We start from the raw sequence: 25,599 nt of genomic DNA on the forward strand, positions 1-25,599 counted from the left end.
CAGCCGCCTCATGTCATCACTCAAGCCTCGGAGGGGCCAGACCGACGCGTATGAGTGAGCAGTGGTTTAAAAAGTTCTAAGGTTGGGCGGAGGAACCTGGCGCCTCCGCCGTCTTGCTTGAACGGAGGCACCGGGCGCGCTATTGCGGCCCTATGGCCAAGCTCTATTTCAACTACTCGACGATGAACGCAGGCAAGAGCACGATCCTCTTGCAAGCCTCGCACAACTATATCGAACGCGGGATGCAGACCTTGCTGATGACCGCGCGCCTTGATGCGCGCGCGGGCGAGGGCCGGATCGCAAGCCGCATCGGCATCGGCGAGGATGCGGCCACCTTTGACGCCAGCACCGATATGTTCCGCGTGATCGAAGAGCGACTGGCCGCCGCCCCCTGCGCCTGCATGTTCATCGACGAGGCGCAATTCCTGAGCAAAGAGCAAGTCTGGCAACTGGCGCGCGCGGTCGATGACCTTGGCGTGCCGGTGATGTGCTACGGGCTGCGGGTCGATTTTCAGGGCAACCTGTTTCCCGGCTCTGCCGCGCTTCTGGCGCTGGCCGACGAGATGCGCGAGGTCCGCACGATCTGCCATTGCGGCAAGAAGGCGACGATGGTCGTGCGCAAGGGGCCGGACGGGCAAGCGCTGCGCGATGGCGACCAGGTCCAGATCGGCGGCAATGAGACCTATGTGTCGCTCTGTCGCCGCCACTGGCGCGCGGAAATGGGCGCCTAGGGCCGGAAGGTGAACTCGGCCTGATGGGCCAGCGTTTCGGCGGCGATAAAATCGCAGACATAGCGGATGCGCGCGACGTTGCGGTAATCCTCGGGGAAGAGCAGCCAATAACTGCGGGTAAAGGGGATGTCGTCCGCCATCACCGGCACCAGCCCCGCGTTATTCGCCATAAAGCACGGCAGCACCCCCAGCCCCGCCCCCGCACGCACCGCATCGAACTGCGCCTTGACGGTCGCGGCCTTATAGGAAACGCGCAAATCCGGGTCGATTTGATAATTGAAATCAAGTTCTTGGGTGAAAATCAGATCGTCGATATAGCCGACGAAAGGAAACGCGCTTAGCGCCGCACGCGTGGTGGGAACTTCGCGCTCCTCAAACAGCGCGGGCGCGCCGTAGATGCGCAGGTCATAATCCAGCAGCTTGCGCATCACGAGGCGCCCTGTCTCGGGGCGCTCAAGGCTGATTGCTATATCAACGTCACGCTTCCACAGCTTGTGATTCACGGGAACCGGCACCAGTTCGACCGTCAGCTCCGGTTCGCGCGCCAGCAGATGCGGCAGCATCCGCGACAGGAACGCATTGCCAAAGCCATCGGGCGCGCCCACCCGCACGGTGCCCGAGAGTGCCTCTAGCGAGGCGCCCGAATGATCCTCGATCGCCTGCGAGGCCGCCTCCATCGCGACCGCATGGCGCAGAATTTCCGCCCCCGCCGCCGTCAGCACCATCCCGTCATCGCCACGGTCGAAAAGCCGCGTTTTCAGCGAGGCCTCCAGCCGCTCGATCCGCCGCGCAACGGTGGTATGGCTCACCTTCAGCCGCCGCGCCGCACGCGACAGGCGCCCCGCCCGCTCGGTCTCAAGAAAATAGCGCAGATCTTCCCAGTCAAAGCCGCTCATCGCCCCTCGCGCAAAAACAGACAGCATATGTGCAAATTTAGTCATTCCTATCACGGGGGGAGGCGCGATTAAATAGCGCAGACAGATGAGACCGGTTTTCGGGGGAGTGAGATGCAGGATCTGGGCGAATATGACTATGTCATCGTGGGCGCAGGCTCGGCGGGTTGCGTGCTGGCGAACCGGCTAAGCGAAGATCCCTCGAAAAAGGTTCTGCTGCTGGAGGCGGGCGGCAAGGACAACTACCACTGGATCCATATCCCCGTCGGCTATCTGTATTGCATCGACAATCCGCGCACCGACTGGCGCTATCGCACCTCGCCCTGCGAGGGGCTGAACGGGCGGTCGCTGATTTATCCGCGCGGGCGGGTGCTGGGGGGGTGTTCGTCGATCAACGGGATGCTTTACCTGCGCGGTCAGGCGGCGGACTACGACCATTGGCGCCAGCTTGGGAATACCGGCTGGGGCTGGGACGATGTGCTGCCCTATTTCCGCAAGTCCGAGGATTATTACGCAGGCTCGGACGACCTGCACGGGCAAGGCGGCCCCTGGCGGGTCGAGAACCAGCGCCTGCGGTGGGACATTCTGGACGCGTGGAAAGAGGCCGCGATTGCCGCAGGCCTGCCCGCGACGGATGATTTCAACACCGGCGACAATCACGGGGTGGGCTATTTCAAGGTGAACCAGCACAACGGCTGGCGCTGGAGCACGGCCAAGGGTTTTCTGCGCCCCGCCCAAGGCCGCCCGAACCTGCGCGTCGTCACTCATGCCCAGGCTGAAAAGCTGATCATCGAGGGCAAACGTGCCAGCGGTGTGCGCTTTAACCTGAAGGGTCAGCCCGCGATGGCGCGCGCCAGCGGCGAGGTGATCCTGTCCTCCGGCTCTATCGGGTCGGTGCAGATTTTGCAGCTTTCGGGCATTGGCGACGGCGCGCATCTGAATGGGCTTGGCATTGAGGTTGTGCATGAAAACGCGGGTGTCGGCGGCAATCTGCAAGACCATCTGCAAATCCGCTGCGCCTATAAGGTGCAGGGCGTCAAGACCCTGAACACAATGGCGAACTCCTTGATCGGCAAAGCGCAGATCGGGCTGGAATATGTGCTCAAACGCTCGGGTCCGATGTCAATGGCGCCCAGCCAGCTTGGCGCCTTCGCCTATTCCTCGGATCAGATGGCGACGCCAGATCTGGAGTTCCATGTCCAGCCGCTCTCGCTTGAGGCCTTTGGCCAGGCGCCCCATCCCTTCCCCGCGATTACCGCCAGCGTGTGCAACCTGCGTCCTGAAAGCCGCGGGCATATCCGCATCACCTCGGCCGATCCGAACGTGCACCCTGACATCCAGCCGAATTACCTCTCGACCGAGGGAGACCGTCTGGTCGCGGCCCGCTCGATCCGGCTGGCGCGCAAGATCATGGCGCAAGAACCTTTGGCGAAATACCGCCCCGAAGAGTTCAAACCCGGCCCGAATTACGAAACCGACGCGCAACTGGCCGAGGGCGCGGGCGATATTGCCTCGACGATCTTCCACCCTGTCGGCACGGCGCGGATGGGGGCGGATGCGGCCTCGGTCGTCGACCCCGAACTGCGGGTGCGCGGGATTGAGGGGCTGCGCGTGGTCGATGCCTCGGTGATGCCGACGATCACCTCGGGCAACACCAACTCGCCCACGATCATGATCGCCGAGCGTGGCGCAGACCTGATCAAGCGGGCCGCGCGCTAGAACCGGCGCACAATGACCGAGCCGACCGAGTATCCTGCGCCGAAAGAGCAGATCAGCCCCGTCTCGCCCGCCGCCAGATCGCCGGAATAGGTGTCGAACGCGATGATCGACCCTGCCGACGAGGTATTCGCGTAATCTTGCAGGATATTGGGCTGCTCTCCCTCGACCGGATCGCGCCCCAGCACCTTGCGGCCGATAAAATCGTTCATCGTCTTGTTGGCCTGATGCAGCCAGAGGCGCCTTAGGCTGCCCGCCTCGATACCCGCCTCGGACAGATGGCCAAGGATATGCGCCGAGACCATCGGCAGCACCTCTTTGAACACCTTGCGGCCCTCTTGCATGAACTGCATGTCGCGCCGGTCCGCCATGCCATCGGGGCGGGTTTTGCGCAGGAAACCATTGTTATTACGGATGTTATTCGAGAACTCGGTCGCGCAGCGGGTCGAGAGGACTTCAAACCCGTGCGTGGCGTCCTCCATCCGTTCGATCACCGTCGCGGTGGCCACGTCGCCAAAGATGAAGTGGCAATCGCGGTCGCGCCATTCCAGATGCCCCGAGGTGATTTCAGGGTTCACCACGATCGCGCGCCGGACAGATCCCGCACGGATCATATCCGCCGCCGCCTGTATCCCGAAAGTCGCCGAGGAACAGGCGACGTTCATGTCGAAGGCAAAGCCGCCCGCGCCCAGAAGCTTTTGAATTTCAATCGCTATCGCCGGATAGGCGCGTTCCATATTGGAGGCGGCACAGATCACCAGATCAATCTCGTCCCCCTTGCGCCCCGCATTGGCCAGCGCGGTTTCGCAGGCCCGCAGCGCCATTTCCGCCATGATCCCCGGCTCGTCATCCGAGCGCTGGCGGAACTCGGGATACATCCGCGCAGGGTCCAGAACGCCCGACTTGTTCATCACATAGCGGCTTTCGATGCCGGACGCCTTGAAGATGAACTCGCTCGACGAATGCGGGATCGGCTCAACGCTGCCCGCCGCAATCGCCTCGGCATTCGCAGCGTTCACGCGGTCGGCATAGGCATTGAACGCGACCACCAGCTCATCGTTGCTGATGGCTTCTGGCGGGGTAAAAACGCCGGTTCCGGTGATCGCAACTTTGAACATCTTATCCTCCACGGGGCTTTCGCGGAGTCTTTGCCCCGTTGCCGCAAAGGTCAAGTTCTCAAAGCAGGTTCGGCGGAGGGTTGCCGTCACGGAATGCGCGCAGATTATCCAGCGCCATCATCCCCATCGCAGTGCGCACCTCTTCGGCGGCGGTGCCCAGATGCGGCAGCAAAGTGACGTTATCAAGCCCGATCAGCGCCTTTGGAACGCGCGGTTCGAACTCGTAGACATCAAGCCCGGCCCCGGCAATCCCGCCCGCCTGCAAACAGGCGATAAGATCGGTTTCTTGCAAGATGTCCCCGCGCGCGATGTTGATCAGATGCGCATGAGGTTGCATTTGTGCAAGTGCGCCTGCGTCGATCAGGTGATGCGTTTGCGCTGTCGCAGGCACCGCAATCACCACGATGTCCGCCTTTAGCGCCTCTGCAAACGAGACCTGCGTCGCCGGGCAGCCCGGTTCCGCCACGGGCGAGCGATTGCAAAAGACAACCTCCATCCCGAAGCCGAAATGACAGCGCTTCGCGATAGCTTTGCCGATCCGGCCCATGCCGATAATCCCGACCCGCTTGCCCGAGACATGAAGGCCCAGCATCTGCGTCGGCTGCCACCCCGTCCACTGCCCCGAGCGCACCAGCCGTTCCCCCTCGGCGGCACGGCGCGCGCTCATCAGGATCAGCGTCATCGCGATGTCGGCAGTCGCATCGGTCACGGCACCGGGCGTGTTGGTCACGGCGATACCCGCCGCCCGCGCAGCCGCCACGTCGATGTGGTTATAGCCCACCCCGAAATTCGCCAAGAGCTTGCAGCGCAGGGTGCCCTCAAATGCCTCGGCGCGGAAAGCGTCACCCAAGGTCGGCAGGATCAGATCATACCCGGCCATCGCGGCGCGGGCGTCCGCCACCGAAAACGGCGTCGGATCGTGGCGGAACTCGGCATCAAATTCCGCCGCGATCGCTGCCTCGACAGTTGCGGTCTGGCGCCGCGTGACAAGCAGGCGCATCAGAACATGCGCCCGCCGATTGGGACATCCTTGTCGGGCACCAGCAGCACCACCTCGCCGGCCTCATCCGGCACCCCCAGCACAAGCGCCTCGGACATGAACGGCCCGATCTGGCGCGGAGGGAAGTTCACCACCCCCATCACGCGCCGCCCGACCAGATCTTCGGGCGCATAATGCACCGTGATCTGAGCCGAGCTTTTCTTCACCCCGATCTCGGGGCCATAATCGACCCAGAGCTTGATCGCGGGCTTGCGCGCCTCGGGGAAGGGCTCGGCCTGAACCACCTGCCCCACGCGGATATCGACCTTCAGGAAATCGTCGAAGGAGATGGTCATCCGGCAAGCTCCCGGTTGCGTTTGATATTGGCGGCGACCGCGCGGCTTAGAAGCCCTGGGAAACCGGTCTCCGGCTCCATCAGCACCTCAAGCGCCGCAGCGGTTGTGCCACCTGGCGAGGTCACGTTGATACGCAGTTGCGCGGGGCTGTCGTCGGATTTTTCAGCCAGTTCTCCCGCCCCCGCAACCGTCGTCTTGGCAAGCTGCATGGCCAGTTCGGGCGAAAGCCCCTGCTCGACACCGGCGGCGGCCATCGTCTCGATCAGGTGGAACACATAGGCCGGACCGGAGCCGGAAACGCCGATGACTGCATCCATCTGGCCTTCGTCCTCCAGCCGCACGACCTGCCCCACCGCGAGCAACAGCGCCTCGGCCAGATCCAGATGCGCAGGCGTCGCGACGGTGTTACCGACAATCGCGGTAATCCCGCGCCCGACCGCCGCCGGCGTGTTCGGCATCGCGCGCACAAGCGGCGTATCACCCCCCAAAAGCCGCGCGTAGGTCTCAATCGTGATACCAGCAGCCACCGTCACGAACAGCGTCTTGCCACCGCCCATCGCAGCCAGTTGCGGCAGCGCCTCACCCATCATCTGCGGCTTGACCGCCAGCAGAACCACCGCCGGCGCCTCGGGCAGACCTGCGTTGAGATGAACCCCCGTCGCCTTAAGCCAGTCCGAAGGATGCGGGTCCAGCACATAGACGCTGGTTGCGGGCAGCCCATTCGACAGCCAGCCCTGCAACATAGCCGAGCCCATCTTGCCACAGCCCAGAAGCACAAGGCCGCGCATTGCAATATCCGAAAAATCCATGAAACCCCCTTTGTCGTCGGGGTGCAGATTAGGCGCGCCCGTAAGCCTCTGCAATGGCGACCTGCATCGCGGCCTCGGGCGTTTCATTGCCCCAGCAACCAAGCTGGAACGCGGGGTAAAAGCGCTCGGATGCGATGACCGCCGCGCCGATCAGCCGGTCGATCTGGTCAGGAGCCGGAACCTGCCCGCCCGACAGCAGCAGCCCGTAGCGCCAAACCATCAGGCGCTGGTCGTGCCAATAGGTAAACGCGCCCGTCCAGCACATGTCATTCGCGCGGTTCAGAATATCGAACAGCACCGGCAGCCGGTCGGTCGGCGGGTCCATCTCGAAGGTCGAGATCAGCCGCAGGGTCTCGTCCTGTGCGGACCACGCCAGGGTGATGGAATAGGTGCGCCACTGTCCTTCGACCGTCATCGCGATCTGGTCTTCGGTGACGCGGTCGAATTCCCATTCATGCGCCTCGGCCAGATATTCGACCACATCAATCGGATGCAGATCTTCGAACGACAGGAAGTCCTCGCTCAGTGCCATTGCCCCAATCCCCCTGCTCTTTGCGCCAAGGGGATCACACCCCCTAACCCTTGGTGACTGCACTAACTGGCGCGTGGCAGCGCGCCGTGCATACAATATATCGTGTTCCCAAAACCGCCACCTGTAAAGCAAATTGTCGTGGATAACTCGGGAGGCCGCCACAAAATCTGGGGATAGATGGGGGAGATCATGCCAATATGAGGCGCTACGCGCTGAAGAAACCGCCTTCGTCCTGCGATAAAGAGGCGCAAGATTGGAATATTCGGTGCAAGGAATGGATGGGACAACCCGACGGTCACGGAACGCGCCCAGACATCCGTGGTCACGGTGCCGATGTCCTCGTCGTCGGGGATCCGGCCCAACCCGGAGCATCCAATGCCAAACGCATCTAGCACTACAGTAGATACATCAGCCCAGCCGCAAAGAAGCCAAACCAGAGCATCTCCATTCGCCAATAGTAATAACCATGACGGTTAAACGTATAAGGGATTCTCTTGGTCAGCAATTTGATCAACACCCGTGCTTAGCCCGAAGACGAGCCTGAAGAAAAACGAGAGCATTTACAGATGCTTAGCTAAGATCTGGGCATTGATTTTAAGAGGATAATGGTGCTGTGAGAGAGGATTGAACTCTCGACCTCTCCCTTACCAAGGGAGTGCTCTACCACTGAGCTACCACAGCACCGGCGCGGTCCGTTTCGACCGTGGGCGGGGATTTAGCGGTATTCGCCGAGGGGCGCAAGCACAAATCTCGACTTCTCTCGACACGAATTTTCGAACCCTATAGAGAGAAGAACATGAACGAGAAAAAATCCCAGTCCGGCAACGGAAAATCACGGTCCGAGATCGAGCGCGAAGAGCGTTTGCGTGCCGCGCTGCGGGCGAATCTGCAGCGGCGCAAGGCGCAAACACGCGCGCGCAAGACCGATGACGGGGCAAAAGAGGGCGAGTAGCGCATGGATCAGATTATCGTAACGGGCAACGGGCCGCTGAATGGCGAGATTCCGATTGCGGGGGCCAAGAACGCCTGCCTGGCACTGATGCCGGCGACGCTTTTGTCGGAAGAGCCGCTGACGCTGACCAATGCGCCGCGCCTGTCAGATATTGCGACGATGAAGCAGCTTCTGGCCTCGCTTGGCGCCGAGGTGACGCAGTTGCAGGACGGTCAGGTTCTGGCGATGGCCTCGCATGGCGAAATGAACCCGGTCGCGGACTATGACATCGTGCGCAAGATGCGCGCCTCGAACCTTGTGCTGGGGCCGCTTCTGGCGCGGCTGGGTCATGCGGTTGTCTCGCTGCCCGGCGGCTGCGCGATTGGCGCGCGCCCGATGGATATTCACATCGACGCACTCGAATCCCTTGGCGCGCAGATCGAGCTGAAAGACGGCTATCTGCACGCGAAAACCCAAGGCGGGCTGAAGGGCGCGGTCCACGAGATGCGCTTTGCCTCGGTCGGGGCGACGGAAAACTTCCTGATGGCGGCGGTTCTGGCCAAGGGCACGAGTGTATTGAAAAACGCAGCCCGCGAGCCGGAGATCGTCGATCTGGCCGATTGCCTGCGCAAGATGGGTGCCCAGATCGAGGGCGACGGCACCTCGACCATCGAGATTCAGGGGGTGGACCGCCTGCACGGTGCAACCCACCCTGTCGTGACCGACCGGATCGAGCTTGGCACCTATATGCTGGCCCCTGCGATTGCGGGCGGCGAGGTGGAGTGCCTGGGCGGGCGGATCAACCTTTTGGAAAGCTTCTGCGAGAAACTGGACGCGGCGGGCATCTCGGTCGAGGAAACCGCGCGCGGCCTGAAGGTCAAACGCAAGGGCGACCGCATCCGCGCGGTCGACATCGTGACCGAGCCTTACCCCGGCTTCCCGACCGACCTGCAAGCGCAGATGATGGCGCTTTTGTGCACCGCCGAAGGCACCTCGGTGCTGGAGGAAACCATCTTCGAAAACCGCTTCATGCACGCGCCCGAACTGATGCGGATGGGCGCCAAGATCGACGTGCACGGCGGCCATGCAACGGTGCATGGTGTGACGGGCCTGCGCGGTGCGCCGGTGATGGCGACCGATCTGCGCGCCTCGGTCTCGCTGATCCTCGCGGGGCTTGCCGCCGAGGGCGAAACCATCGTGCGCCGCGTCTATCACCTTGATCGCGGCTACGAGCGCCTCGTGCGCAAGCTCAAGGCGGTGGGCGCCAAAATCGAGCGGGTGAAAGAAGAATGACCCGCGACGCGCGCTTCGAGGATGGCAGCGAAGGCCCGCTGGCACTTCGGGCCGAAACCGCCGAAGACCTGTCGGTGATTGCAGCACTCGTGCAAGACGCGGTTCTGCCGACCTCGGAGATTGCCTGGGATGCCAAGGCGCGGCGTTTGGCGTGCCTTCTCAACCGCTTTCGATGGGAGGACAAGGACGCCGCCGAGGCCGAGGGCCGCCCGTTCGAACGCGTGCAATCGCTGCTGGTGATTTCGGATGTGGCCTCGGTGCAGAGCATGGGCGTGGATCGCAAGGACCGCGAACTGGTGCTGTCGGTCCTCGACCTGAGTTTCGAAGAGACATCCGAGGGCGCGGGGCGCCTGATCCTGACCGTGGCGGGCGACGGGGCAATCGCGGCCTCGGTCGAGTGCCTTTCGGTCGATCTGCGCGATGTCACCCGCCCCTACCGCGCCGTTTCAGGCAAAGCGCCGCACCATCCCGACTGAACCCCGCTTGGCAAGCGTCGCGCAAGGCTCTATCCCCTTGGCGACCAAGGAGAGACCGATGCCGCATTTCCTCGATACCAGCGCCGCCGATTTCGATCTACGCTTCACCGAGCTTCTGGGAATGAAGCGCGAGGACAGCCCCGATGTCGATACCGCCGTGGCGGGGATCATCGCCGATGTGCGCGCGAACGGTGACGCGGCGGTGATTGCGCTGACGTCGAAATTCGACCGGCTGGATCTGACACCCGAAACGCTGGCGTTCTCGGAGGCAGAGATCGAGGCGGAAATCGCCAAAGTCTCGCCCGAGGAACGCGCAGCCCTTGAACTGGCCGCCGAGCGCATCCGCGACTATCACCTGCGCCAGATGCCCGAGGATGCGCGCTGGACCGAACCCACCGGCGCGGAACTTGGCTGGCGCTGGTCGCCTGTTTCGGCGGCGGGGCTTTATGTGCCGGGCGGGCTGGCAAGCTATCCCTCGTCGGTTCTGATGAACGCGATCCCCGCCAAGGTCGCGGGGGTCGAGCGCCTTGTTGTTGTCTGCCCGACGCCCGACGGCGTGGTGAACCCGCTTGTTCTGCTGGCGGCAAAGATTGCAGGCGTGGATACCGTCTACCGCATCGGCGGTGCGCAGGCTGTGGCCGCGCTGGCCTATGGCACCGACACGATCACGCCGGTCGATAAGATCACCGGCCCCGGCAACGCCTTTGTCGCCGCAGCCAAGCGCCGCGTGTTCGGCAAGGTCGGCATCGACATGATCGCGGGGCCGTCGGAAATTCTGGTGATTGCGGACAGCACCGCCAACCCCGACTGGATCGCGATTGATCTGCTTAGTCAGGCCGAACACGATGCTTCGGCGCAGTCGATCCTGATTACGCCCGACGCCGATCTGGGCCGCGCGGTCGTCGCCGCGGTCGAGAAACACCTCGAAACGCTGGAACGCCGCGCGATTGCGGGGCCAAGCTGGCAGGACTTTGGCGCGGTGATCGTGACCCGCGATCTGTCCGAGGCCGCAGCCCTGTCGAACCGCGCCGCCCCCGAACACCTTGAACTGTGCGTCGCGGACCCTGACGCGCTGGCGGACGAAATCACCCATGCGGGCGCAATCTTCCTTGGCAGCTACACCCCCGAGGCCATCGGCGATTATATCGGTGGCCCGAACCATGTGTTGCCGACGGCACGCTCGGCGCGGTTTTCGTCTGGCCTGTCCGTTCTGGACTTCCTCAAGCGCACGACTTTGGCCAAGATGACCCCTGCGGCGCTTAAAGCCATCGGCCCCTCGGCCGAGGTTCTGGCAAAGTCCGAAAGTTTGCAGGCCCACGGCCTGTCTGTGCGTGCGCGCCTTGATGCGCTCAATGAAGGGAACGAGTGATGTCGCGGATTGTGCGGCTTGAGATCGACGATTCGGGCCTGCCCGCGCCCACGCCCGAGATGGAGCAGGAACGCCGCGTGGCGGTGTTCGACCTGCTTGAGGATAACTCGTTCCAGATACCGGGCCGCGATGGTGCCGACGCGCCCGAAGGGCCGTTCGCCCTTTTGCTGGCCGTGCGCAACGGGCGGCTGGTCTTTGATACCGCGACCGAAGCGGGCGACAAGGTGGCCGAGTTCCACCTGTCTTTCGGCCCCTTCCGCCAGACCGTGAAGGACTATTTCCAGATCTGCGAAAGCTATTTCGAGGCGGTGAAACGCCTGCCGCCCTCGCAGATCGAGGCCATCGACATGGCGCGGCGCGGCATCCACAACGAGGGCGCGCGCCTGCTGCAGGAGCGCCTTGAGGGCAAAGCGACCATCGACATCGACACCGCGCGGCGCCTGTTCACCCTTGTTTGCGCGCTCACGCCGAGGTCGTAACGCATGGGTGAGCTTCCCTCCTCGGTTCTGTTTTGCTGCGACCACAACTCCACGCGCTCGCCGATGGCCGAAGGGATGATGAAGCATTTTTACGGCACGGGCTGTTATGTGCAGTCGGTCGGCGTGAAATCCGAACTGGAAGTGGACGGTTTCACCATCGCGGTGATGGCCGAAATGGGCATCGACCTGAGCCGACACAAGGTGCGCTCCTTCGACCAGTTGCGCGAATGGGGCGACGATCTGTCGGCCTTTGATCTGGTGATCGCGTTGTCGCCCGCCTCGCAGCGCCAGGCGCTGGAACTGACGCGGGTCTATCACCTTGAGGTCGAATACTGGCACATCATGGACCCGACCGGCATCGGTGAAACCCGCGAGGCCAAGCTTTCTGCCTACCGCCAGACGCGCGAACAGATCCGCAGCCGCATGATTGATCGTTTCGGCCCGCCCAACGCCTGACGCAAGCGGGGCGAATTGTGTCGCGCGCGGGGTTTGACGAGGCGCGGCACGCGTGGCACGACTAGCCAAACCAACAGGAGTTTCCAATGCCCCGCGCAACCGCCCTTGATCTGATTTCCCGCTATTATGCTGCCTTCAACGCAGGCGACACCGACGCGATGGAGGCGCTTTTGTCGCCCGGGTTCGAGCATCACGTCAACGAGGGCAATATCCGCAAGGGCGCCGAGGCGTTTCGCGACTTCAACGCTCATATGACGCGCTGCTACAAAGAGCACCTGACCGACATCGTCATCATGGCCAATGACGCAGGAACCCGCGCGGCAGCCGAGTTTGTCGTGAACGGTGTTTATCTGGAAACCGACGGCGATCTGCCGACCGCGAAAGGGCAGGAATACGTCTTGCCCGCAGGCACGTTCTTTACCCTTGATGAGCGCGGGATTGCCCGCGTGACGACCTATTACAACCTTGCGGACTGGGTCCGTCAGGTCTCGTGATGGAGGTTCGCACCCTCACGGGCGACGCGCTGGATGCTGCACTTGACGATGTGGCGCGGCTGCGCATCGCGGTGTTTCGCGACTGGCCCTATATCTATGATGGCTCGCTGGACTATGAACGGCGCTATCTGGAAAGCTATCGCAACAACACCCGCGCGGTCGTGGTGGGGGCGTTCGACGGGGCGCAGCTTGTGGGGGCGGCGACCGGAACCCCGCTTGAAGATCACGCCCGCGATTTTGCCGCCCCCTTCGCGGGCACGGGGCTGGATCTGGAGCAGGTGTTCTACTGCGCCGAGTCGGTTCTGCTGCCTGACTATCGCGGGCGCGGTCTGGGACACGCATTCTTTGACCACCGAGAGGCGCACGCCCGCGCGCTTGGCCGCACGCATTCGGCCTTTTGCTCGGTCATCCGGCCCGTCGATCATCCGCTCCGCCCCGCCAGCTACCGCCCGCTTGACGCCTTCTGGCGCAAACGCGGCTATGCGCCGATGGACGGCGTAATCGCGCATTTCGACTGGACCGATCTGGGCGACGACCACCAAACCACGAAACCGCTGCAATTCTGGGGGCGCAGCCTATGAATTCCCTGACCATCGCCGCTGCTGCCTACCCGCTTGACTGGCTGGCAGATTGGGCCGCCTACGAGGCCAAGGCCGAAGGCTGGGTCCGCGATGCGACCGATCAGGGCGCGGAACTGCTGGTCTTTCCCGAATATGGCGCGATGGAGCTGGCGTCGCTTGGCGGCACGGCGGTCGCGGGTGATCTTGAGGCCGCATTGCACGAGGTTGTCGCCCACCGCGCGCAGATGGAGGCGCTGTTTGCCCGCCTCGCCCGCGCGCATGACGTCTATATCCTTGCGCCCTCGGGGCCGGTGGTCGAGGGCGGCAAGCGGGTCAATCGCGCGTCGCTCTTCGGTCCGATGGGGCTGATCGGGCATCAGGACAAGCAGATCATGACGCGGTTCGAGCGCGAGGAGTGGTCGGTCTCTTCGGGCGGCGATCTAACGCTGTTCGAGACCGCGATAGGCAAGATCGGCGTAGCGGTCTGCTACGACAGCGAGTTTCCACTGCTCGCGCGCCAGCTATGCGAGATGGGCGCCGAGATCGTGCTTGTGCCGTCGTGCACCGATACGGTGGCGGGCTATACGCGGGTGCGTGTGGGCGCGATGGCGCGCGCGCTGGAAAACCAGTGCGTCGTGGTGCAGGCGCCGACCGTGGGCGACGCGATGTGGTGTCCTGCGATCGACGAAAACCGAGGGGCTGCGGCAATCTTTGGCCCCGCGGACCGCGGCTGGCCGGAAACCGGCATTCTGGCGCAAGGCGATATGGATGCCTCCGGCTGGGTGATCGCGCGCGTGGACCTTGATCTGGTCGTCAGATCGCGCGCGGACGGGGCCGTTTTGCCCTTCCAGCACTGGTCCGAACAGTCCGCACGCATCGCGAAAACGCGGATCGCGCGCGAAAAGCCCTTCAATCCCTGATATTGCGCTTGAATTTTAACTGATCCGGGCGCATTTAGGCGGCGCCCGCAGATTTTGGCGGGTTTTCAGATATGGAGTGACCATGGCCAAGGAAGAAATGCTCGAATTCCCCGGCGTCGTAAAGGAACTCCTGCCGAATGCGACGTTCAAGGTCGAGCTGGAAAACGGCCATGAGATCATCGCGCATATGGCAGGCAAGATGCGCAAGAACCGCATCCGCGTTCTGGCTGGCGACAAGGTTCAGGTGGAAATGAACACCTACGACCTGACGAAGGGTCGCATCAACTACCGCTTCAAGTAAGCGCCTCATGAAACTGGTTCTGGGATCGGCAAGCCCGAGGCGGCGCGAGCTTCTGGGCCAGCTTGGTCTGGTGCCGGACGATCTGCGCCCGGCCGACATCGACGAGACGCCCCTGAAGGGCGAGCTTCCCCGCGATTACGTGGCGCGCATGGCGCGCGAAAAGGCGATGGCGCTGGAGTGCGCGGCTGATGAGGTGATCCTTGCCGCCGACACCACCGTCACCTGCGGGCGGCGCATTCTTGGAAAACCCGAAAACGAGGCCGAGGCGGCCGAGTTCCTTTGGCTTCTGTCAGGTCGGCGCCATCATGTGCTGACCGCTGTCGCCGTGCGCGGCCCCACTGGATTGCGTGAACGCCTTGTCGATACCATCGTGAAATTCCGTCCGCTGTCGAACGAGGATGTGAACGGCTATCTTGCCTCGGGCGAGTGGCAAGGCAAAGCTGGCGGCTACGCAATTCAAGGCCTCGCTGGCGCGTTCATACCGTGGATTCAAGGCTCGTTTACCGGCGTGGTGGGCCTGCCTTTGGCCGAAACAGCAACGCTATTGGCCGCGAGCGGCATCAAAGGAGAGCGGGCATGAAGGGTCGCAGCGTCATTCTGGGCCAGATCAACGGGCTTGAGGCCGCCGCGCTGATGGTGGATGGCCAGCTTGAAGACCTGCTGATCGACAGCTCCGGGTTCGCTCCCCTGCCCCCTGGCGCGATATGCCGCGCGAAGCTTGGGCGACAGATGAAGGGCCAAGGCGGGGTGTTCGTCGATCTCCCCGAAGGTCAGACCGGCTTTCTGCGCGAAGGCAAAGGGCTGCGACCGGGCGACACGGTCATCTGTCAGGTCGCAGGCGGGGCAGAACCCGGCAAAGCGCTGCCCGTGTCGCTGCGCGTCCTGTTCAAATCGCGCTACGCTATCGTGACTCCGGGGGCTCCGGGGCTGAATATCTCGCGCCGCATCCGCGACGAAGAGACCCGCGATGGGCTGCAAGCGCTGGCCGATATGGTGATGGAAGGCTCCGATATGGGGCTGATCCTGCGCTCGGCCTGTGAGGGCACCGAAGACGGCGAGATCGTCGAGGACATCGCCGCGATGCGCGATCTGGCCGAGGCCGTAATGGCCGATCTCGACGGCGCGCCCGAGTTGCTGGTCGACGCCCCCACCCCCCATGAAGAAGCCTGGCGCGAATGGGCCGAACCTGCCCCCGACGAGGTGATCGAGGGCGATTTCGCCACCCACGGCGTGCTGGACGCGATCGAGGCACTGGCCTCTCCGCGCGTCGACCTGCCCGGCTCGGGCTACATGATGATCGAGCCGACCCGCGCGCTTGTCGCGGTCGATGTGAACACCGGCAACGACACCTCGCCCGCCGCCGCCCTCAAGGCCAATATCATCGCCGCGCGTGAATTGCCCCGCCAGTTGCGTCTGCGCGGCCTTGGTGGCCAGATCACCATCGACTTTGCGCCGATGCCCAAGCGCGACCGTCAGGCGCTCGAACAACAGCTACGCGCCGCGATCAAGGGCGAGACCGAAACCAGCCTTGCCGGATGGACCCCTCTTGGCAATTTCGAGATGCAGCGCAAGCGCGACCGCGTCGCCCGCGCCATGCTGATCGGGGGCACGGAATGAGCTGCCCGATCTGCGCCAAAGAGGCAGACCCAAAGTTCCGCCCCTTCTGCTCGAAACGCTGCGCCGACATTGATCTGGCCAAATGGCTGAACGGCTCTTATGTGATCCCCGGCGACATCGCCGAAGAGGAAGAGCGCGCCCCGAGCGACCCGTTTGGCACGGATGACGGCCCGCTTCACTAGCCTGTATTCGCGGGAATTTCGCGGCCCCGTGCAGTGGGGGGCTAACTTTTGCAGTTGAAAGAGAAGCGGATTTCATTCCCCCAAAAAGCGCCAAAAAACCTAACGTCTCAAGGGGATCGGGGCCGCTATTGGGTGGCTGACGATATGAAAGTTCGATTGCACAGAGATAAACGCGCCGCAGGAGACGCTGTTTCCAGCGCCGCTTGAAATAGCCACAGACGGGCCCGTCACCCTGCCGTCTTACGACGCACCAGAGGTCGATGAGGGCGGGTTTTGACGTGGCGCGATGAAGCGGGCCATTTTGCGTTCGGCGCGGGGATCGCAATCGGCACCGGTGGGTCAACCTGCTGGCAGCTTGGCCTAGGCTTGGCTGGCACCGCCGGACTTCTCAAAGCGGCATGGGATAGCGAGGGACACAGCCATGTGGAGGCTCTGGATTTCGGCGCGACCGTGGCGGGCGGAGTGACGGGAGCGGTGATGGTGGCGCTGGCCTAAGCGCCACGCTTGAAAATTTCCCTGCAAAAGCCGTTGTAATTCTCTGCAAAAGCTGGCGCGCGGCTACACCCAGAAGAAATTTCGCTCCACGCGAAAAAATCCGCAAAACCCTCTGGACAGCCCCCACGCCCTCGTCTAGTAACCCGCTCACACGAGGCCAAGCGCCCAGTGCCCGGATAGCTCAGTTGGTAGAGCAGCGGATTGAAAATCCGCGTGTCGGTGGTTCGAATCCGCCTCCGGGCACCATTTTTACCCAATAAAACAAAGGCTTGCGCTCGTATCACTTGTAGCCGCGCGCCAGCTTTTGCAGGGAAATTTTCAAGCGTGGCGCTTAGTGTAGCTCGCCAAAATTTTTTTCAGTGAGTGACAGATAAAGTTGCAGCAGCACCGTTTGTGATAATCACTTCTTGGGATTGTGATACATCGGCACAATGACATGCCTTGTATTGAAAGGAAGCCCAGTCGCTTCACATGTTGCTACAGTCTTAAACTCGAACGGCCGTTCTGGATCGAGTGGTTCAACCAGGGTGACACCAGTGGTTTTTTTGAAAAGATAGCCTTTCCACCCTTCCAACTTGGTCGTCGCATTGTCTCTTTTACAGTAGATGATCAAATCGCCACTGTCGCGCCCTGGCTGTGAAACGCCATAGCGTGTCGTGAGCTGAAGATAGCCACCATGCACTTGCGATGGTCCGGAATATAACTTTGCTTCGCCTATCCAGCGGAAATTGTCACGGCCCTCGACGACTAAGTCAGCATGTCCACCGATTTGCTTGTCGTGGATGGCCGATACGCCGACCGATGTAAGACCAAGGATGACTGTGCAAGTCAGGGCGTCTTCCGATGACGCAGCGAATTCCTTCCTACTGTCGGTCAGATGAAGAAATGAATGGTCGAGCAGTTCTCGAATGATACGATACCTGTCAGCATGTGAAGTCGCAGCATTAAATTGCAGCCCTAACTGCAAGGGTAACGGCAATTCCGCCAACGCTACCGGTCGGTCAACTTTCAACTCGCCTATTTTCCTTCTGGCTCGATGAAAAAATACAGGAAGACCTGATTGCTTCCGCCACGTATCAACTCGCCCGTTTCAGGATGAACTAAGTCTCCTGTTCGAAGAGTTTCTAGAAAATCCTCATTCTCCAAGAAAACAAACTCACCCTCATCAACGATGTACCCACCCGATCTAAGTGGGCTATTGGGTTGTGAACACAACAGATTTACAGCTTGTATCACCTCGACGTCTTGATCCCCTTCGGAAGCAAAAAAATCCAGGGTAAGAAATTTGCCCTGTCCCGGCGAAAGCTTATCGAGCTTCCTTGAGATATGCTCACACCGAGAAAGAACGCCTTCTGGTAACGGAAGACGCTTCAATCTTTCATATGTGAGTGCAATCGCTTCCATCGGCGACGGCCTATTCCTCGGGGGCTAACCGTGCTTGGATACCAAGCCGATCTATAACAAACTCATAATCTATAGCACGAAAACAATTCTCAATCAGCACGCCTGAAATCCTTGGATCGCGATTGCCTTCTGCTCCAGATGGGCCGCTCGCGGCAAGAGACAATGAAGGGCAGAAATTAAAGCTGTCTTCGACTTTCGGCCACTCAACCGTGATTTTGAATACTCGTATATCCTCATCCAGAGCATCCTTACCCGCTAGGTGATAGGCTTCCTCCCTCTGGTCGACCATCACAACGCCACGGCGCAGCATCTTTTCGTGTTTGATTGCAGACGTCACTGTTGAAAAAGTTATCTCGGATACGAGCCCATCCCTTTTATCTTCGTAGAAGCCCTTCACCGCAGGAAAAAGATTGATGGATTGATCAATGTTCGCAAGTCCTAGATCAATGATCATAGCCTTCAGCACAGAGTGAATGCTGTGTATATCCGCTTCTTTGATCCCACGCGGACAGTCTGCGCGAATTTCAAGCTGCGGCCGAAAGTGCGGCATCCAAACCACATGGAACAACTGCACAGGCTTGAATTTTAGGCCAATGATTTCGTCAAAGCTCTCACGCAGGTTTTCAAATTCAGCTAGATCATTAAAGTCGATCTCTTCCCGAACCCGCATTTTGAATACGGAGCTAAATACTGCCCCGATACCATCATCGTTTTTCTCGACGGAAACCAAATCAATTTTACCGGACTTCTGCGCGGAAAGCTGTTCATCACTAAGCAGTAACGGGTAGGTTTCCGCCGCCACACACTCATTCGGTGAGAGAGCGGCTATTCGCGTCTGCACGAGCTCTTTGTGTGCTTCGTCGATAGGATAGAGCTTGGTGAACTTCCCTCCACAAAGGATGTGCTCTTTCAGGCTGTCCTCTAGCTTTCCTTGAACATTCAATAAAGCCTCAGAGTCAGTTTGGTATTTCTCTTGTGTTTTGGCAAACCCTTTGCCTGGCTGAAGGCCTGCCATAACAAGGACGGTTCGTGCGGAAGTCCAATTCATTCGCCTCTGAAGGCAATCCAAAACGTTCAACAACATATTCTCCGTGAAACAGCTATTTACTATTTTTCGCAGCGATATGTCGATTCGGCGAGTCTTCTTTGGGTTGTCCGTCTTACGTTACGGCTACCATCACCGCTCCCAGCACACCGCCAGCGGCGGTCGCAACGAAATCCATAGCCTCCACATGGCCGTGTCCTTCACTATCCCATGCCTCTTTAAGAAGCCCGGCGGTGACAGCCAAGCCGAAGCCAATCGGCCAGCCTGTCAGTCCGCCCACGCCCGTCGCGATCAGGGCGCCCACAGCGAAATGCCCGACTTTGTCGCGATAGGTCATCTTACAGGCCCTCCGCGTTGCCGGGGGGCTGAATGACCCACTGGAGGTAGCGCCGCATAATCATGCCTGCGTAGGCCACACCGGTCCGGAATGGCGGCGCATGATTGGCCAGCGCAGCGGCGCGCCATTGGCTATCGGCCTCGAAACCGCGTGCGCCGCTTTCAAGCAGCACGTCATGGATCAGGGCCGCGCGCAGAAAATACGGGTCATCGGGCGACCAAATCCAGCGCAGACTGCGCGGCACCGAGCTTTCAAATTCACGCCCGGCCGGGATGTCCAGGACAAAGGGCGATCCCTTCCACATCAGGTTCCAGCTCACGCAAACTGTGGACACATAGCCCCGGCTACCGCCTTGGCGGCACCATGAGACGTCAGGCGTTGCGCTCATTTCATTACCCCTCATTGTCGCGCTCTGCATCGAAGCTGGTGGTCAGAGTGTTGCTCAGGCGGTGCTGAACGCGGGTGATCAACCACTCCCCGGTCAACTCGGGCTTGATACCCTGAAGATCGACTTTGGCCTCGGCCATGAGATCGCCCCAAAAGCCGCCCAGTTCGATGCTGATCTTGCCGCGGGCCCGGCGCGAACGCGCAAGGGCAGCATCGACCGCATTTTGGGCTTCGGCCTCGGTGGGGTGGCGATGGCGCAGCGCCAGTTCTGGCTCTTTGTCTCCGGCGGTCACTTTGTGGGTCGTGGCTGTGCCGCGCTCGCCCCATTCGGCGGTGACACGCCCATACTTGCCTCGCCCCGTAATCTGCCACGACCCGCCTTTCATCTGGCGGCGATCTACGACGAAAACGGGCAGTTCCGATCCATCTGCCGCTTTACCCTCGCCGCGTTTGGAGAAAATCAGGTAGCCGCCTGCGGGTTTGGCTACGGCGTCGAGACCCTTTGCCAGACGGGTAAGGAAGTTCAGATCACTTTCCGAGGTCTGCGCCTGATAGGCGTATGAACAGGCTTTCAAGCCCTCACTTACAAGCGGTTTAAGGCCGTGTTCACCGGCGATCTTGTCAACAATGTCTGCGATGGTCACCTTGAACCAACTGCGTGTTTTTCGGGCGCGGATGCCGCCCAGCATATCGGCCGCTTTGGCACTGATCGTCATCGTATCGGGGGCGAGCTGGCCGCTAACATCATCGACGACGAAGGTTCCCAGATCGACCAGATCACCTTTGAAGCCCATCGCGATCTGGAGCTTTGCGCCGGTTTTCGGCAGCGCAACAAGGTAATCACGATCATTGATCACGATCTCGGCCGTGTCAGATTTCTGGCCCGCCTCATCGGTGATGGTCAGACTGATCAGGCGGTCCTGAAAATTGCTGGTGACGTCCGTGCCATCCGCGATGATCTGATACGCGACGTGCATGGATCAACCCCACAGCCGGATCGGTTTGCGGGTTGTGGTTTCCGCACGATCTGGCAGATCAATCAGAATACCGTTCGGCAGGATCGGCCCGAGGGCGGCAAGGCCGGGGTTGGCGGTATAGACAACCGTGGTCATCTCCTCGCTGCCATAATGCGCCTTGCAAATGGCATCGACCATGTCTCCGTCGTTCGTGCGATAGGTGGTCATTTCTCGTCCTCAAGTGAACACATCAGAGAAGCCCTCCGACGATTGAGGCCAAGCCACCCGCATCCGGGCCATAGCTGTTCAGGGTCAGCGAGAACTCGATCTTGCGGGGCGCACCATCACGCAGGAAATAGCTCTTGCGCTCTTCCACCCGCACGATCACCCACTTTTTCCAGACCCAGCCAAGCCCGTCGACCATCATCATCGGCATGCCGGTGTCCGCCTTCAGGCGCATCAGATCGACCTGACGCAAACCACCCTTGAAATGGGGGTAGATCACACCCTCGATCGTGACCTCTTGCGTGTCGGGGCCGAGATACTGCAAGGCGGGTTCACGACCGAGCCGATCGACCTTGTTCCAGCGATACCCGGCGCTGCGTGAGAATTGCTGGTAAGCCCCGTTCGTCATTCCGAACCGGAAGCCGCCAAGCGCCATCATGACCAACCCGATCGACATCAGTAATCCACCCCGTCATGCAGATCCGCACGGCGCGCGTTTTCACGGCGCGCCAGACGGCGTTCAACCTCTCGACCAACGTCCTCTGCGCTCATGCCTGCGTGCGGATGGATGTTGATCGTGATTGTGTCTCCGTGACGGGTAATCTGCGGTGCTGCCGCCGGAGCCGAAATCACAGGGCGCCGATCAAGGGTTGCGGCGATCTCTGCCTTCGAAGGCATCGCCGCGACTGGCGTAGCCAATGCGGACGCGGCCATCGCCGCCTTCAGAACCCGCGTCGGAAGAATGCTTCCCGATACGCCAGGCACAAAAATTTCGGGCTGACGCTCGCCAACGAGATAGGGAATGCCCGCACGCACCGGTCCACCACTGTCACGCCCGCCTGCAAACTCGTCAACCGCTGCGGCTGATTCTGCGGCAGCGGCCACATCAGCGCCATCACCGCCCCCGCTTACCCAGTTCCAGGCATCTTTCATCCAAGACGGCACAATGGCCGAGAGTTTCGCGGAAATTGCGGAAACCATCTGTGGCACAAGCGAGGCCATGCCATCCCACAGACCCTGCAACAGTGCCACGCCGGTATCAAACAGGCTGAATTCGCGGAACGCCTGCACGATCTCGTCAGGTACGCCCAAGGCCGAGCTGCTGCGCATTGGAGAGGAGTTCGGTCACGAGATCGACGGGCTGATGGAGGTGGCCAAGCCCGCAACTTACAAGCGCTGGCTCGCCCAGATGCGCGTGGGCCGCCCCTTCAAAGCGCTAGGGCGACCGCGTTTGACGCAAGAGCTGCGCGATGTCGTCATCCGTATCGGATCTGAAAACCTTCTTTGGGGCTACAAGCGGATCGCGGGCGAGCTGAAAAAGCTCGGGCTTTATGCCGGTGCCAACTCGGTCAAACGCATCCTGAACGAGGCAGGCATCCACCCGAGTCCGGAAAAGCGCAAGAAGAAGCCCGCCCTGCCCTGGGCCACGTTCATCCGCGCGCATAGGGAAACCATGGTCGCCTGCGACTTCTTCTCGAAGACCGTGTTCACGCTACGCGGGCCAAGGACGGCTTATGTGCTGATGTTCATCCATCTCGGCAGCCGCCGCGTCTTCTGCAGCGCACCGACCTATGCCCCGGACTCGGCTTGGGTGACCCAGCAGGCTCGCAACGCTCTGATGTGGTGCGAAAAACAAGGCATCACGCCGGAGTTCCTGATCCGCGATGCCGACACCAAATTCAGCGCAAGCTTCGATACAGTCTGGGAGTCGGAAACTGCTCGAGTCATTCAGATCCCGCACAGAGCGCCAGACGCAAACGGCTTCGCGGAATCGTTCATTAGCAGCCTCAAGCGCGAATGCCTCGACTTCTTCGTCTGCTTCAGCCGCCCCCAACTCGATTACATCCTGCGGACCTGGGTGCGCCACTACAACGTTGAGCGACCACATCGTGGGCGGGAAATCGGCAACAACGTGCTGCAAGTCGACTTCCGGCCGACCTGTGACGGCCCGATCCGCCGCAGACGCCAGCTTGGCGGCATCGTCACATCCTACACCCGCGAGGCCGCGTGAATATCCGAGCCACGAAGATCAGAAGATGGTATAAGGTCGAATTGCTCTTGCCGGGTTCCACCCCAGACCTTAAAAAACTCTGCTGTGTCAACGTGATGGGTCGCGCCTACATTTTGGCACCCGTCTCAGGGATGGCCATAAACGCGGTGATCAGAAGGTCTCGTCATCAAGCCGGCGCCGACGATGCGGCAGAGCATTTACCATCTCGTTGAGCCCCTCGATCATAACGCAGCAGGCTCCCTAACAGCCTCCGACTACCGACGAAATTAAGGCCGAAGTTCCCAACGCGGCAATGTGCTGGAGCGCTTTCTTGCTGACTTTAGCACGGAAATCATGTGACGGCCTAACTTGGCACCCTCCGGGGCGAAGCAAGAAGGGTCAAGGGCGCAAATGAAAGGGGGCCAGATGGCCCCCTTCCCGCGTGATTATTCCGACAGCGTGAAGGCTGCGGTGTATTTGTCGGCGTTCGAGGCGTCGATCAGCAGGCAGTCGAACAACTGCTTTTCGGTCTCGACGGCCAGATTGCCGGTGTTGATGAAGTGATCGGCCTGCTTCACCGCCTCGGCCGAGAAGATCGCGACCGGCTGGAGCACGGTATAGGCCAGCTCGCCCGCCTTCACCGCATCAACCGAGTCCGGCGAGCCGTCAAAGCCGCCCACGACCATACCGTCCAGCTTGCCCGCCTCTTTCAACGCTGCAATCGCGCCAAGAGCCATCTCGTCATTGCCCGAGATCACGCCCTTGATATCGGGGTTCGCCTGAAGCATCGACTGCATCTTGGTGTAGCCTTGCGTGCGGTCCCAGTTGGCCACTTCCTGCGCCTTTTTGGTCAGGTCGGGGTATTGGCTCAGCACGGTCTCAAAGCCGTTCGAACGGGTCTGCGCGTTGTTATCCGACGGTGCGCCGAAGAGTTCGACATAGTCGCCCTCGCCGCCCACAGCCTCAACCCATGCAGATGCGCCAAGGGCCGCGCCCTGTGCGTTGTTCGACACTAGCTGCGCCTTCGCCAGACCGGCGGTGTTGATCTCGGCGTTCACGATAAAGACCGGAATACCCGCATCCACAGCCTTTTTCACCGCGCCGACCGAACCGTCAGCATTCGCCGGATCAAGGATGATCGCGCGGGCCTTGTTGGTGATGGCGGTGTCGATCAGGTTCGACTCGGTGTTGGTGTCGCCCTTGTGGGCCGCGACATTCGCCTCATAGCCCATATCCTCGGCGGTTTTCTTCGCCACTTCGCCTTCGGTGAACCAGTAGGGGTTCGACGGGTCGTTAACGATGATCGAGATCAGCCCGTCAGCCAGAGCGGTCGACGCCATCAGCGGCAGAGCAACGAAAGAAGCGAGCAGAGCACGTTTGGTCAGGTTCATTGGGATCCTCCCTTGGGGTTGTAAGCCGGTTATTCGGCAAGCCTTCTCCGATGCCGGGCTCCTCCGGCCCGGGTTCAATCGCAGAAGAATTCGAAGAGCGTTTGGTGCGGGGCGAGGCTTAGCTGCGCCGCCCGACACCGCCGTATTGAAGGCTGTTGAGCAGCACTGCCAGCACGATCACCGCGCCGGTAAAGACGGTCTGCCAATAGGCCGAGACGCCGATGATCACGAGGCCGTCGGAAAGAAACCCGATCACGAACGCGCCCAGCATCGTGCCGCGCACATTGCCGCGCCCGCCGGTCAGCGCCGCGCCACCGATCACCACCGCCGCAATCGCGGTCAGCTCATAGGTGGTTCCCGCGGTCGGGCCAGCCGAGGTCAGCTGCGAGCTAAGCACAAGCCCCGCAACCGCCGCGCAAACCCCCGAAAGCACATAGACCATGACCTGCACATAGCGCGTCGGCACCCCCGAAAGCTCTGCCGCGCGGGCGTTCCCGCCCGAGGCATAAAGCCAGCGCCCAAAGGCCGAACGCGCCAGCATCACGCCCGCCGCAATCGCAACAAGCGCAAGCACGATCACACCGATCGGAACCCCCGCGATGCGGTTGAAGCCAAGCCAGTCAAAGCCCGTGTTGCCAAAGCTTTCCGCCCCGCCAAGGTTGTTATAGGTCAGCCCGTTGGTCATCAACAGCGCCACACCGCGCGCCACATAAAGCGTGCCAAGCGTGGCGACAAAGGCGGGCACCCGGAAGAAGGCGATCAGCACACCGTTCACCGCGCCGACAAAGGCTCCAAGTGCCAGCGTCAGCACCACCACGGCCCAGACCGGCGGATAGAGGATCACCCCCATCGCGGGGATCTCGACCCCTTGCATCAGAAAGCCCGCAACCACCCCCGACAGCCCCAGCGTCGAGCCAACAGACAGGTCGATCCCGCCGTTCAGGATCACCAAAAGCATCCCTACCGCCAGAAGGCCGAAGATCGCCACATGGCTGGACATAATCAGGAAGTTCGAGGCGCTGAAATAGTTGGGCGAGAGCACCGAGAAGGTTGCAATGATCGCGATCAGGGCGAAAAACGCGCGCCCTTCCAGCAAAAGCCGCCCGATATTCAGGCCCGGTGCTCCGGTGGTTTTTTGATTTGTGGTCATATCAGCC

Annotated in this window: 34 protein-coding genes and 2 tRNA genes; 18 read left to right on the forward strand and 18 right to left on the reverse strand. The window is 61.2% G+C overall.

Going from position 1 to position 25,599, the window contains the following annotated elements:
• Nucleotides 1-152 precede the first annotated feature (152 nt).
• A complete protein-coding gene (locus RYZ20_RS10790) occupies nucleotides 153-731 on the forward strand; it encodes a thymidine kinase (protein WP_317673336.1) in 579 nt (192 codons plus the stop codon).
• Here RYZ20_RS10790 and RYZ20_RS10795 read toward each other — a convergent pair.
• Nucleotides 728-1,672 carry a LysR family transcriptional regulator gene (locus RYZ20_RS10795; protein ID WP_317673338.1) on the reverse strand — a complete coding sequence of 315 codons (945 nt, stop codon included), beginning with the start codon at nucleotides 1,670-1,672 and terminating at the stop codon, nucleotides 728-730. The two genes, RYZ20_RS10790 and RYZ20_RS10795, sit on opposite strands and share 4 nt — an antisense overlap.
• Before the next feature lie 66 nt (nucleotides 1,673-1,738).
• On the opposite strand from RYZ20_RS10795, the gene RYZ20_RS10800 reads away from it, so the two are divergent.
• On the forward strand, nucleotides 1,739-3,343 hold the full coding sequence (locus tag RYZ20_RS10800) for a GMC family oxidoreductase (protein WP_317673340.1): 1,605 nt from the start codon (nucleotides 1,739-1,741) through the stop codon (nucleotides 3,341-3,343).
• On the opposite strand, the gene RYZ20_RS10805 is transcribed toward RYZ20_RS10800, so the two are convergent.
• From RYZ20_RS10805 to RYZ20_RS10830, 6 genes are all read right to left on the reverse strand, one after another.
• Nucleotides 3,340-4,458, reverse strand: a complete 1,119-nt coding sequence (locus RYZ20_RS10805) for a beta-ketoacyl-ACP synthase III (protein WP_317673342.1) — start codon at nucleotides 4,456-4,458, stop codon at nucleotides 3,340-3,342. The genes RYZ20_RS10800 and RYZ20_RS10805 overlap by 4 nt on opposite strands.
• 58 nt (nucleotides 4,459-4,516) lie before the next feature.
• The gene (locus RYZ20_RS10810; RefSeq protein ID WP_317673344.1) at nucleotides 4,517-5,458 is read right to left on the reverse strand and encodes a 2-hydroxyacid dehydrogenase; all 942 of its coding nucleotides are present in this window, start codon (nucleotides 5,456-5,458) and stop codon (nucleotides 4,517-4,519) included.
• Nucleotides 5,458-5,793: a tRNA-binding protein gene (locus RYZ20_RS10815; RefSeq protein WP_317673346.1), complete on the reverse strand. Its 336-nt coding sequence runs from the start codon at nucleotides 5,791-5,793 to the stop codon at nucleotides 5,458-5,460. Before RYZ20_RS10815 ends, RYZ20_RS10810 begins: the two co-directional genes overlap by 1 nt.
• Nucleotides 5,790-6,602 carry a pyrroline-5-carboxylate reductase gene (gene proC / locus RYZ20_RS10820; RefSeq protein ID WP_317673348.1) on the reverse strand — a complete coding sequence of 271 codons (813 nt, stop codon included), beginning with the start codon at nucleotides 6,600-6,602 and terminating at the stop codon, nucleotides 5,790-5,792. Before proC ends, RYZ20_RS10815 begins: the two co-directional genes overlap by 4 nt.
• Before the next feature lie 28 nt (nucleotides 6,603-6,630).
• Nucleotides 6,631-7,134 (reverse strand): type III secretion system chaperone family protein, encoded by a 504-nt coding sequence (locus RYZ20_RS10825; RefSeq protein ID WP_317673350.1) that lies wholly within the window; start codon nucleotides 7,132-7,134, stop codon nucleotides 6,631-6,633.
• Nucleotides 7,135-7,740: 606 nt separating this feature from the next.
• Nucleotides 7,741-7,815 (reverse strand) — tRNA-Thr (locus RYZ20_RS10830).
• A gap of 115 nt (nucleotides 7,816-7,930) precedes the next feature.
• Here RYZ20_RS10830 and RYZ20_RS10835 point away from each other — a divergent pair.
• The 15 genes from RYZ20_RS10835 to RYZ20_RS10905 all read left to right on the forward strand — a co-directional run bounded on the left by RYZ20_RS10835 (nucleotide 7,931) and on the right by RYZ20_RS10905 (nucleotide 16,953).
• On the forward strand, nucleotides 7,931-8,086 hold the full coding sequence (locus RYZ20_RS10835; protein WP_317673352.1) for a hypothetical protein: 156 nt from the start codon (nucleotides 7,931-7,933) through the stop codon (nucleotides 8,084-8,086).
• A 3-nt stretch (nucleotides 8,087-8,089) separates the two neighbouring features.
• Nucleotides 8,090-9,358: a UDP-N-acetylglucosamine 1-carboxyvinyltransferase gene (gene murA, locus RYZ20_RS10840; protein WP_317673354.1), complete on the forward strand. Its 1,269-nt coding sequence runs from the start codon at nucleotides 8,090-8,092 to the stop codon at nucleotides 9,356-9,358.
• Nucleotides 9,355-9,834 (forward strand): DUF2948 family protein, encoded by a 480-nt coding sequence (locus RYZ20_RS10845; RefSeq protein WP_317673356.1) that lies wholly within the window; start codon nucleotides 9,355-9,357, stop codon nucleotides 9,832-9,834. The genes murA and RYZ20_RS10845 overlap by 4 nt, the downstream gene beginning before the upstream one ends.
• A gap of 58 nt (nucleotides 9,835-9,892) precedes the next feature.
• Nucleotides 9,893-11,203: a histidinol dehydrogenase gene (hisD, locus tag RYZ20_RS10850; protein ID WP_317673358.1), complete on the forward strand. Its 1,311-nt coding sequence runs from the start codon at nucleotides 9,893-9,895 to the stop codon at nucleotides 11,201-11,203.
• On the forward strand, nucleotides 11,203-11,682 hold the full coding sequence (locus tag RYZ20_RS10855) for a UPF0262 family protein (protein ID WP_317673360.1): 480 nt from the start codon (nucleotides 11,203-11,205) through the stop codon (nucleotides 11,680-11,682). Before hisD ends, RYZ20_RS10855 begins: the two co-directional genes overlap by 1 nt.
• A 3-nt stretch (nucleotides 11,683-11,685) precedes the next feature.
• The gene (locus RYZ20_RS10860) at nucleotides 11,686-12,138 is read left to right on the forward strand and encodes an arsenate-mycothiol transferase ArsC (protein WP_317673362.1); all 453 of its coding nucleotides are present in this window, start codon (nucleotides 11,686-11,688) and stop codon (nucleotides 12,136-12,138) included.
• Between the two features lie 86 nt (nucleotides 12,139-12,224).
• On the forward strand, nucleotides 12,225-12,632 hold the full coding sequence (locus tag RYZ20_RS10865) for a ketosteroid isomerase-related protein (RefSeq protein ID WP_317673364.1): 408 nt from the start codon (nucleotides 12,225-12,227) through the stop codon (nucleotides 12,630-12,632).
• Nucleotides 12,632-13,213 (forward strand): GNAT family N-acetyltransferase, encoded by a 582-nt coding sequence (locus RYZ20_RS10870; protein ID WP_317673366.1) that lies wholly within the window; start codon nucleotides 12,632-12,634, stop codon nucleotides 13,211-13,213. The genes RYZ20_RS10865 and RYZ20_RS10870 overlap by 1 nt, the downstream gene beginning before the upstream one ends.
• A gap of 5 nt (nucleotides 13,214-13,218) precedes the next feature.
• Complete coding sequence (locus tag RYZ20_RS10875) at nucleotides 13,219-14,112, forward strand: carbon-nitrogen hydrolase family protein (protein ID WP_317673684.1); 894 nt, start codon at nucleotides 13,219-13,221, stop codon at nucleotides 14,110-14,112.
• An 82-nt stretch (nucleotides 14,113-14,194) separates the two neighbouring features.
• Nucleotides 14,195-14,413, forward strand: coding sequence for a translation initiation factor IF-1 (gene infA / locus RYZ20_RS10880; RefSeq protein WP_036716789.1), 219 nt, complete (start codon nucleotides 14,195-14,197; stop codon nucleotides 14,411-14,413).
• Between the two features lie 7 nt (nucleotides 14,414-14,420).
• Complete coding sequence (locus tag RYZ20_RS10885) at nucleotides 14,421-14,993, forward strand: Maf family protein (RefSeq protein WP_317673371.1); 573 nt, start codon at nucleotides 14,421-14,423, stop codon at nucleotides 14,991-14,993.
• The gene (locus tag RYZ20_RS10890; protein ID WP_317673373.1) at nucleotides 14,990-16,030 is read left to right on the forward strand and encodes a ribonuclease E/G; all 1,041 of its coding nucleotides are present in this window, start codon (nucleotides 14,990-14,992) and stop codon (nucleotides 16,028-16,030) included. Before RYZ20_RS10885 ends, RYZ20_RS10890 begins: the two co-directional genes overlap by 4 nt.
• A complete protein-coding gene (locus RYZ20_RS10895) occupies nucleotides 16,027-16,212 on the forward strand; it encodes a DNA gyrase inhibitor YacG (protein ID WP_317673375.1) in 186 nt (61 codons plus the stop codon). The genes RYZ20_RS10890 and RYZ20_RS10895 overlap by 4 nt, the downstream gene beginning before the upstream one ends.
• Before the next feature lie 273 nt (nucleotides 16,213-16,485).
• Nucleotides 16,486-16,707: a hypothetical protein gene (locus tag RYZ20_RS10900; RefSeq protein WP_317673377.1), complete on the forward strand. Its 222-nt coding sequence runs from the start codon at nucleotides 16,486-16,488 to the stop codon at nucleotides 16,705-16,707.
• A 170-nt stretch (nucleotides 16,708-16,877) separates the two neighbouring features.
• Nucleotides 16,878-16,953 (forward strand) — tRNA-Phe (locus RYZ20_RS10905).
• A gap of 154 nt (nucleotides 16,954-17,107) precedes the next feature.
• Here RYZ20_RS10905 and RYZ20_RS10910 read toward each other — a convergent pair.
• The 9 genes from RYZ20_RS10910 to RYZ20_RS10950 all read right to left on the reverse strand — a co-directional run bounded on the left by RYZ20_RS10910 (nucleotide 17,108) and on the right by RYZ20_RS10950 (nucleotide 22,171).
• Nucleotides 17,108-17,719 carry a hypothetical protein gene (locus RYZ20_RS10910; protein ID WP_317673379.1) on the reverse strand — a complete coding sequence of 204 codons (612 nt, stop codon included), beginning with the start codon at nucleotides 17,717-17,719 and terminating at the stop codon, nucleotides 17,108-17,110.
• Between the two features lie 5 nt (nucleotides 17,720-17,724).
• Nucleotides 17,725-18,111: a hypothetical protein gene (locus RYZ20_RS10915; protein WP_317673381.1), complete on the reverse strand. Its 387-nt coding sequence runs from the start codon at nucleotides 18,109-18,111 to the stop codon at nucleotides 17,725-17,727.
• 10 nt (nucleotides 18,112-18,121) lie between these two features.
• Entirely contained in the window at nucleotides 18,122-19,126 is a 1,005-nt protein-coding gene (locus tag RYZ20_RS10920) for a glutathione S-transferase family protein (RefSeq protein ID WP_317673383.1), read from the reverse strand.
• Between the two features lie 145 nt (nucleotides 19,127-19,271).
• Nucleotides 19,272-19,493: a hypothetical protein gene (locus RYZ20_RS10925; protein WP_317673385.1), complete on the reverse strand. Its 222-nt coding sequence runs from the start codon at nucleotides 19,491-19,493 to the stop codon at nucleotides 19,272-19,274.
• Between the two features lies 1 nt (nucleotide 19,494).
• A complete protein-coding gene (locus RYZ20_RS10930; RefSeq protein WP_317673387.1) occupies nucleotides 19,495-19,812 on the reverse strand; it encodes a DUF1353 domain-containing protein in 318 nt (105 codons plus the stop codon).
• Between the two features lie 73 nt (nucleotides 19,813-19,885).
• On the reverse strand, nucleotides 19,886-20,857 hold the full coding sequence (locus RYZ20_RS10935; protein WP_317673389.1) for a contractile injection system protein, VgrG/Pvc8 family: 972 nt from the start codon (nucleotides 20,855-20,857) through the stop codon (nucleotides 19,886-19,888).
• 3 nt (nucleotides 20,858-20,860) lie between these two features.
• Nucleotides 20,861-21,064 (reverse strand): tail protein X, encoded by a 204-nt coding sequence (locus RYZ20_RS10940; protein WP_317673391.1) that lies wholly within the window; start codon nucleotides 21,062-21,064, stop codon nucleotides 20,861-20,863.
• A gap of 22 nt (nucleotides 21,065-21,086) precedes the next feature.
• A complete protein-coding gene (locus RYZ20_RS10945) occupies nucleotides 21,087-21,518 on the reverse strand; it encodes a phage tail protein (protein WP_317673393.1) in 432 nt (143 codons plus the stop codon).
• Nucleotides 21,518-22,171, reverse strand: coding sequence for a hypothetical protein (locus RYZ20_RS10950; protein ID WP_317673395.1), 654 nt, complete (start codon nucleotides 22,169-22,171; stop codon nucleotides 21,518-21,520). Before RYZ20_RS10950 ends, RYZ20_RS10945 begins: the two co-directional genes overlap by 1 nt.
• A gap of 34 nt (nucleotides 22,172-22,205) precedes the next feature.
• Here RYZ20_RS10950 and RYZ20_RS10955 point away from each other — a divergent pair, with 34 nt between their 5' ends.
• A complete protein-coding gene (locus tag RYZ20_RS10955; RefSeq protein WP_317673397.1) occupies nucleotides 22,206-23,072 on the forward strand; it encodes an integrase core domain-containing protein in 867 nt (288 codons plus the stop codon).
• A gap of 425 nt (nucleotides 23,073-23,497) precedes the next feature.
• Here the strand turns inward: RYZ20_RS10955 and RYZ20_RS10960 are convergent, their stop codons facing one another.
• Nucleotides 23,498-24,442: a D-ribose ABC transporter substrate-binding protein gene (locus RYZ20_RS10960; RefSeq protein WP_317673399.1), complete on the reverse strand. Its 945-nt coding sequence runs from the start codon at nucleotides 24,440-24,442 to the stop codon at nucleotides 23,498-23,500.
• Nucleotides 24,443-24,560: 118 nt separating this feature from the next.
• Complete coding sequence (locus RYZ20_RS10965) at nucleotides 24,561-25,592, reverse strand: ABC transporter permease (protein WP_317673401.1); 1,032 nt, start codon at nucleotides 25,590-25,592, stop codon at nucleotides 24,561-24,563.
• Nucleotides 25,593-25,599: the final 7 nt, after the last annotated feature.

This window comes from Pseudothioclava alba (assembly GCF_033100795.1).
In the GTDB taxonomy this organism is placed as follows: Bacteria; Pseudomonadota; Alphaproteobacteria; order Rhodobacterales; family Rhodobacteraceae; genus Pseudothioclava.

Coding starts and splice junctions, on each gene's coding strand:
- RYZ20_RS10815 (WP_317673346.1), bottom strand. CDS start 5,793: ATGACCATCTCCTTCGACGATTTCCTGAAGGTCGATATCCGCGTGGGG.
- hisD (WP_317673358.1), top strand. CDS start 9,893: ATGCCGCATTTCCTCGATACCAGCGCCGCCGATTTCGATCTACGCTTC.
- RYZ20_RS10825 (WP_317673350.1), bottom strand. CDS start 7,134: ATGGCACTGAGCGAGGACTTCCTGTCGTTCGAAGATCTGCATCCGATT.
- RYZ20_RS10965 (WP_317673401.1), bottom strand. CDS start 25,592: ATGACCACAAATCAAAAAACCACCGGAGCACCGGGCCTGAATATCGGG.
- RYZ20_RS10870 (WP_317673366.1), top strand. CDS start 12,632: ATGGAGGTTCGCACCCTCACGGGCGACGCGCTGGATGCTGCACTTGAC.
- RYZ20_RS10860 (WP_317673362.1), top strand. CDS start 11,686: ATGGGTGAGCTTCCCTCCTCGGTTCTGTTTTGCTGCGACCACAACTCC.
- RYZ20_RS10795 (WP_317673338.1), bottom strand. CDS start 1,672: ATGACTAAATTTGCACATATGCTGTCTGTTTTTGCGCGAGGGGCGATG.
- murA (WP_317673354.1), top strand. CDS start 8,090: ATGGATCAGATTATCGTAACGGGCAACGGGCCGCTGAATGGCGAGATT.
- RYZ20_RS10890 (WP_317673373.1), top strand. CDS start 14,990: ATGAAGGGTCGCAGCGTCATTCTGGGCCAGATCAACGGGCTTGAGGCC.
- RYZ20_RS10950 (WP_317673395.1), bottom strand. CDS start 22,171: ATGCGCAGCAGCTCGGCCTTGGGCGTACCTGACGAGATCGTGCAGGCG.
- RYZ20_RS10865 (WP_317673364.1), top strand. CDS start 12,225: ATGCCCCGCGCAACCGCCCTTGATCTGATTTCCCGCTATTATGCTGCC.
- RYZ20_RS10960 (WP_317673399.1), bottom strand. CDS start 24,442: ATGAACCTGACCAAACGTGCTCTGCTCGCTTCTTTCGTTGCTCTGCCG.
- RYZ20_RS10790 (WP_317673336.1), top strand. CDS start 153: ATGGCCAAGCTCTATTTCAACTACTCGACGATGAACGCAGGCAAGAGC.
- proC (WP_317673348.1), bottom strand. CDS start 6,602: ATGGATTTTTCGGATATTGCAATGCGCGGCCTTGTGCTTCTGGGCTGT.
- RYZ20_RS10810 (WP_317673344.1), bottom strand. CDS start 5,458: ATGCGCCTGCTTGTCACGCGGCGCCAGACCGCAACTGTCGAGGCAGCG.
- RYZ20_RS10855 (WP_317673360.1), top strand. CDS start 11,203: ATGTCGCGGATTGTGCGGCTTGAGATCGACGATTCGGGCCTGCCCGCG.
- RYZ20_RS10835 (WP_317673352.1), top strand. CDS start 7,931: ATGAACGAGAAAAAATCCCAGTCCGGCAACGGAAAATCACGGTCCGAG.
- RYZ20_RS10935 (WP_317673389.1), bottom strand. CDS start 20,857: ATGCACGTCGCGTATCAGATCATCGCGGATGGCACGGACGTCACCAGC.
- RYZ20_RS10805 (WP_317673342.1), bottom strand. CDS start 4,458: ATGTTCAAAGTTGCGATCACCGGAACCGGCGTTTTTACCCCGCCAGAA.
- RYZ20_RS10895 (WP_317673375.1), top strand. CDS start 16,027: ATGAGCTGCCCGATCTGCGCCAAAGAGGCAGACCCAAAGTTCCGCCCC.
- RYZ20_RS10925 (WP_317673385.1), bottom strand. CDS start 19,493: ATGACCTATCGCGACAAAGTCGGGCATTTCGCTGTGGGCGCCCTGATC.
- RYZ20_RS10940 (WP_317673391.1), bottom strand. CDS start 21,064: ATGACCACCTATCGCACGAACGACGGAGACATGGTCGATGCCATTTGC.
- RYZ20_RS10885 (WP_317673371.1), top strand. CDS start 14,421: ATGAAACTGGTTCTGGGATCGGCAAGCCCGAGGCGGCGCGAGCTTCTG.
- RYZ20_RS10800 (WP_317673340.1), top strand. CDS start 1,739: ATGCAGGATCTGGGCGAATATGACTATGTCATCGTGGGCGCAGGCTCG.
- infA (WP_036716789.1), top strand. CDS start 14,195: ATGGCCAAGGAAGAAATGCTCGAATTCCCCGGCGTCGTAAAGGAACTC.
- RYZ20_RS10915 (WP_317673381.1), bottom strand. CDS start 18,111: ATGGAAGCGATTGCACTCACATATGAAAGATTGAAGCGTCTTCCGTTA.
- RYZ20_RS10920 (WP_317673383.1), bottom strand. CDS start 19,126: ATGGCAGGCCTTCAGCCAGGCAAAGGGTTTGCCAAAACACAAGAGAAA.
- RYZ20_RS10945 (WP_317673393.1), bottom strand. CDS start 21,518: ATGTCGATCGGGTTGGTCATGATGGCGCTTGGCGGCTTCCGGTTCGGA.
- RYZ20_RS10845 (WP_317673356.1), top strand. CDS start 9,355: ATGACCCGCGACGCGCGCTTCGAGGATGGCAGCGAAGGCCCGCTGGCA.
- RYZ20_RS10955 (WP_317673397.1), top strand. CDS start 22,206: ATGGAGGTGGCCAAGCCCGCAACTTACAAGCGCTGGCTCGCCCAGATG.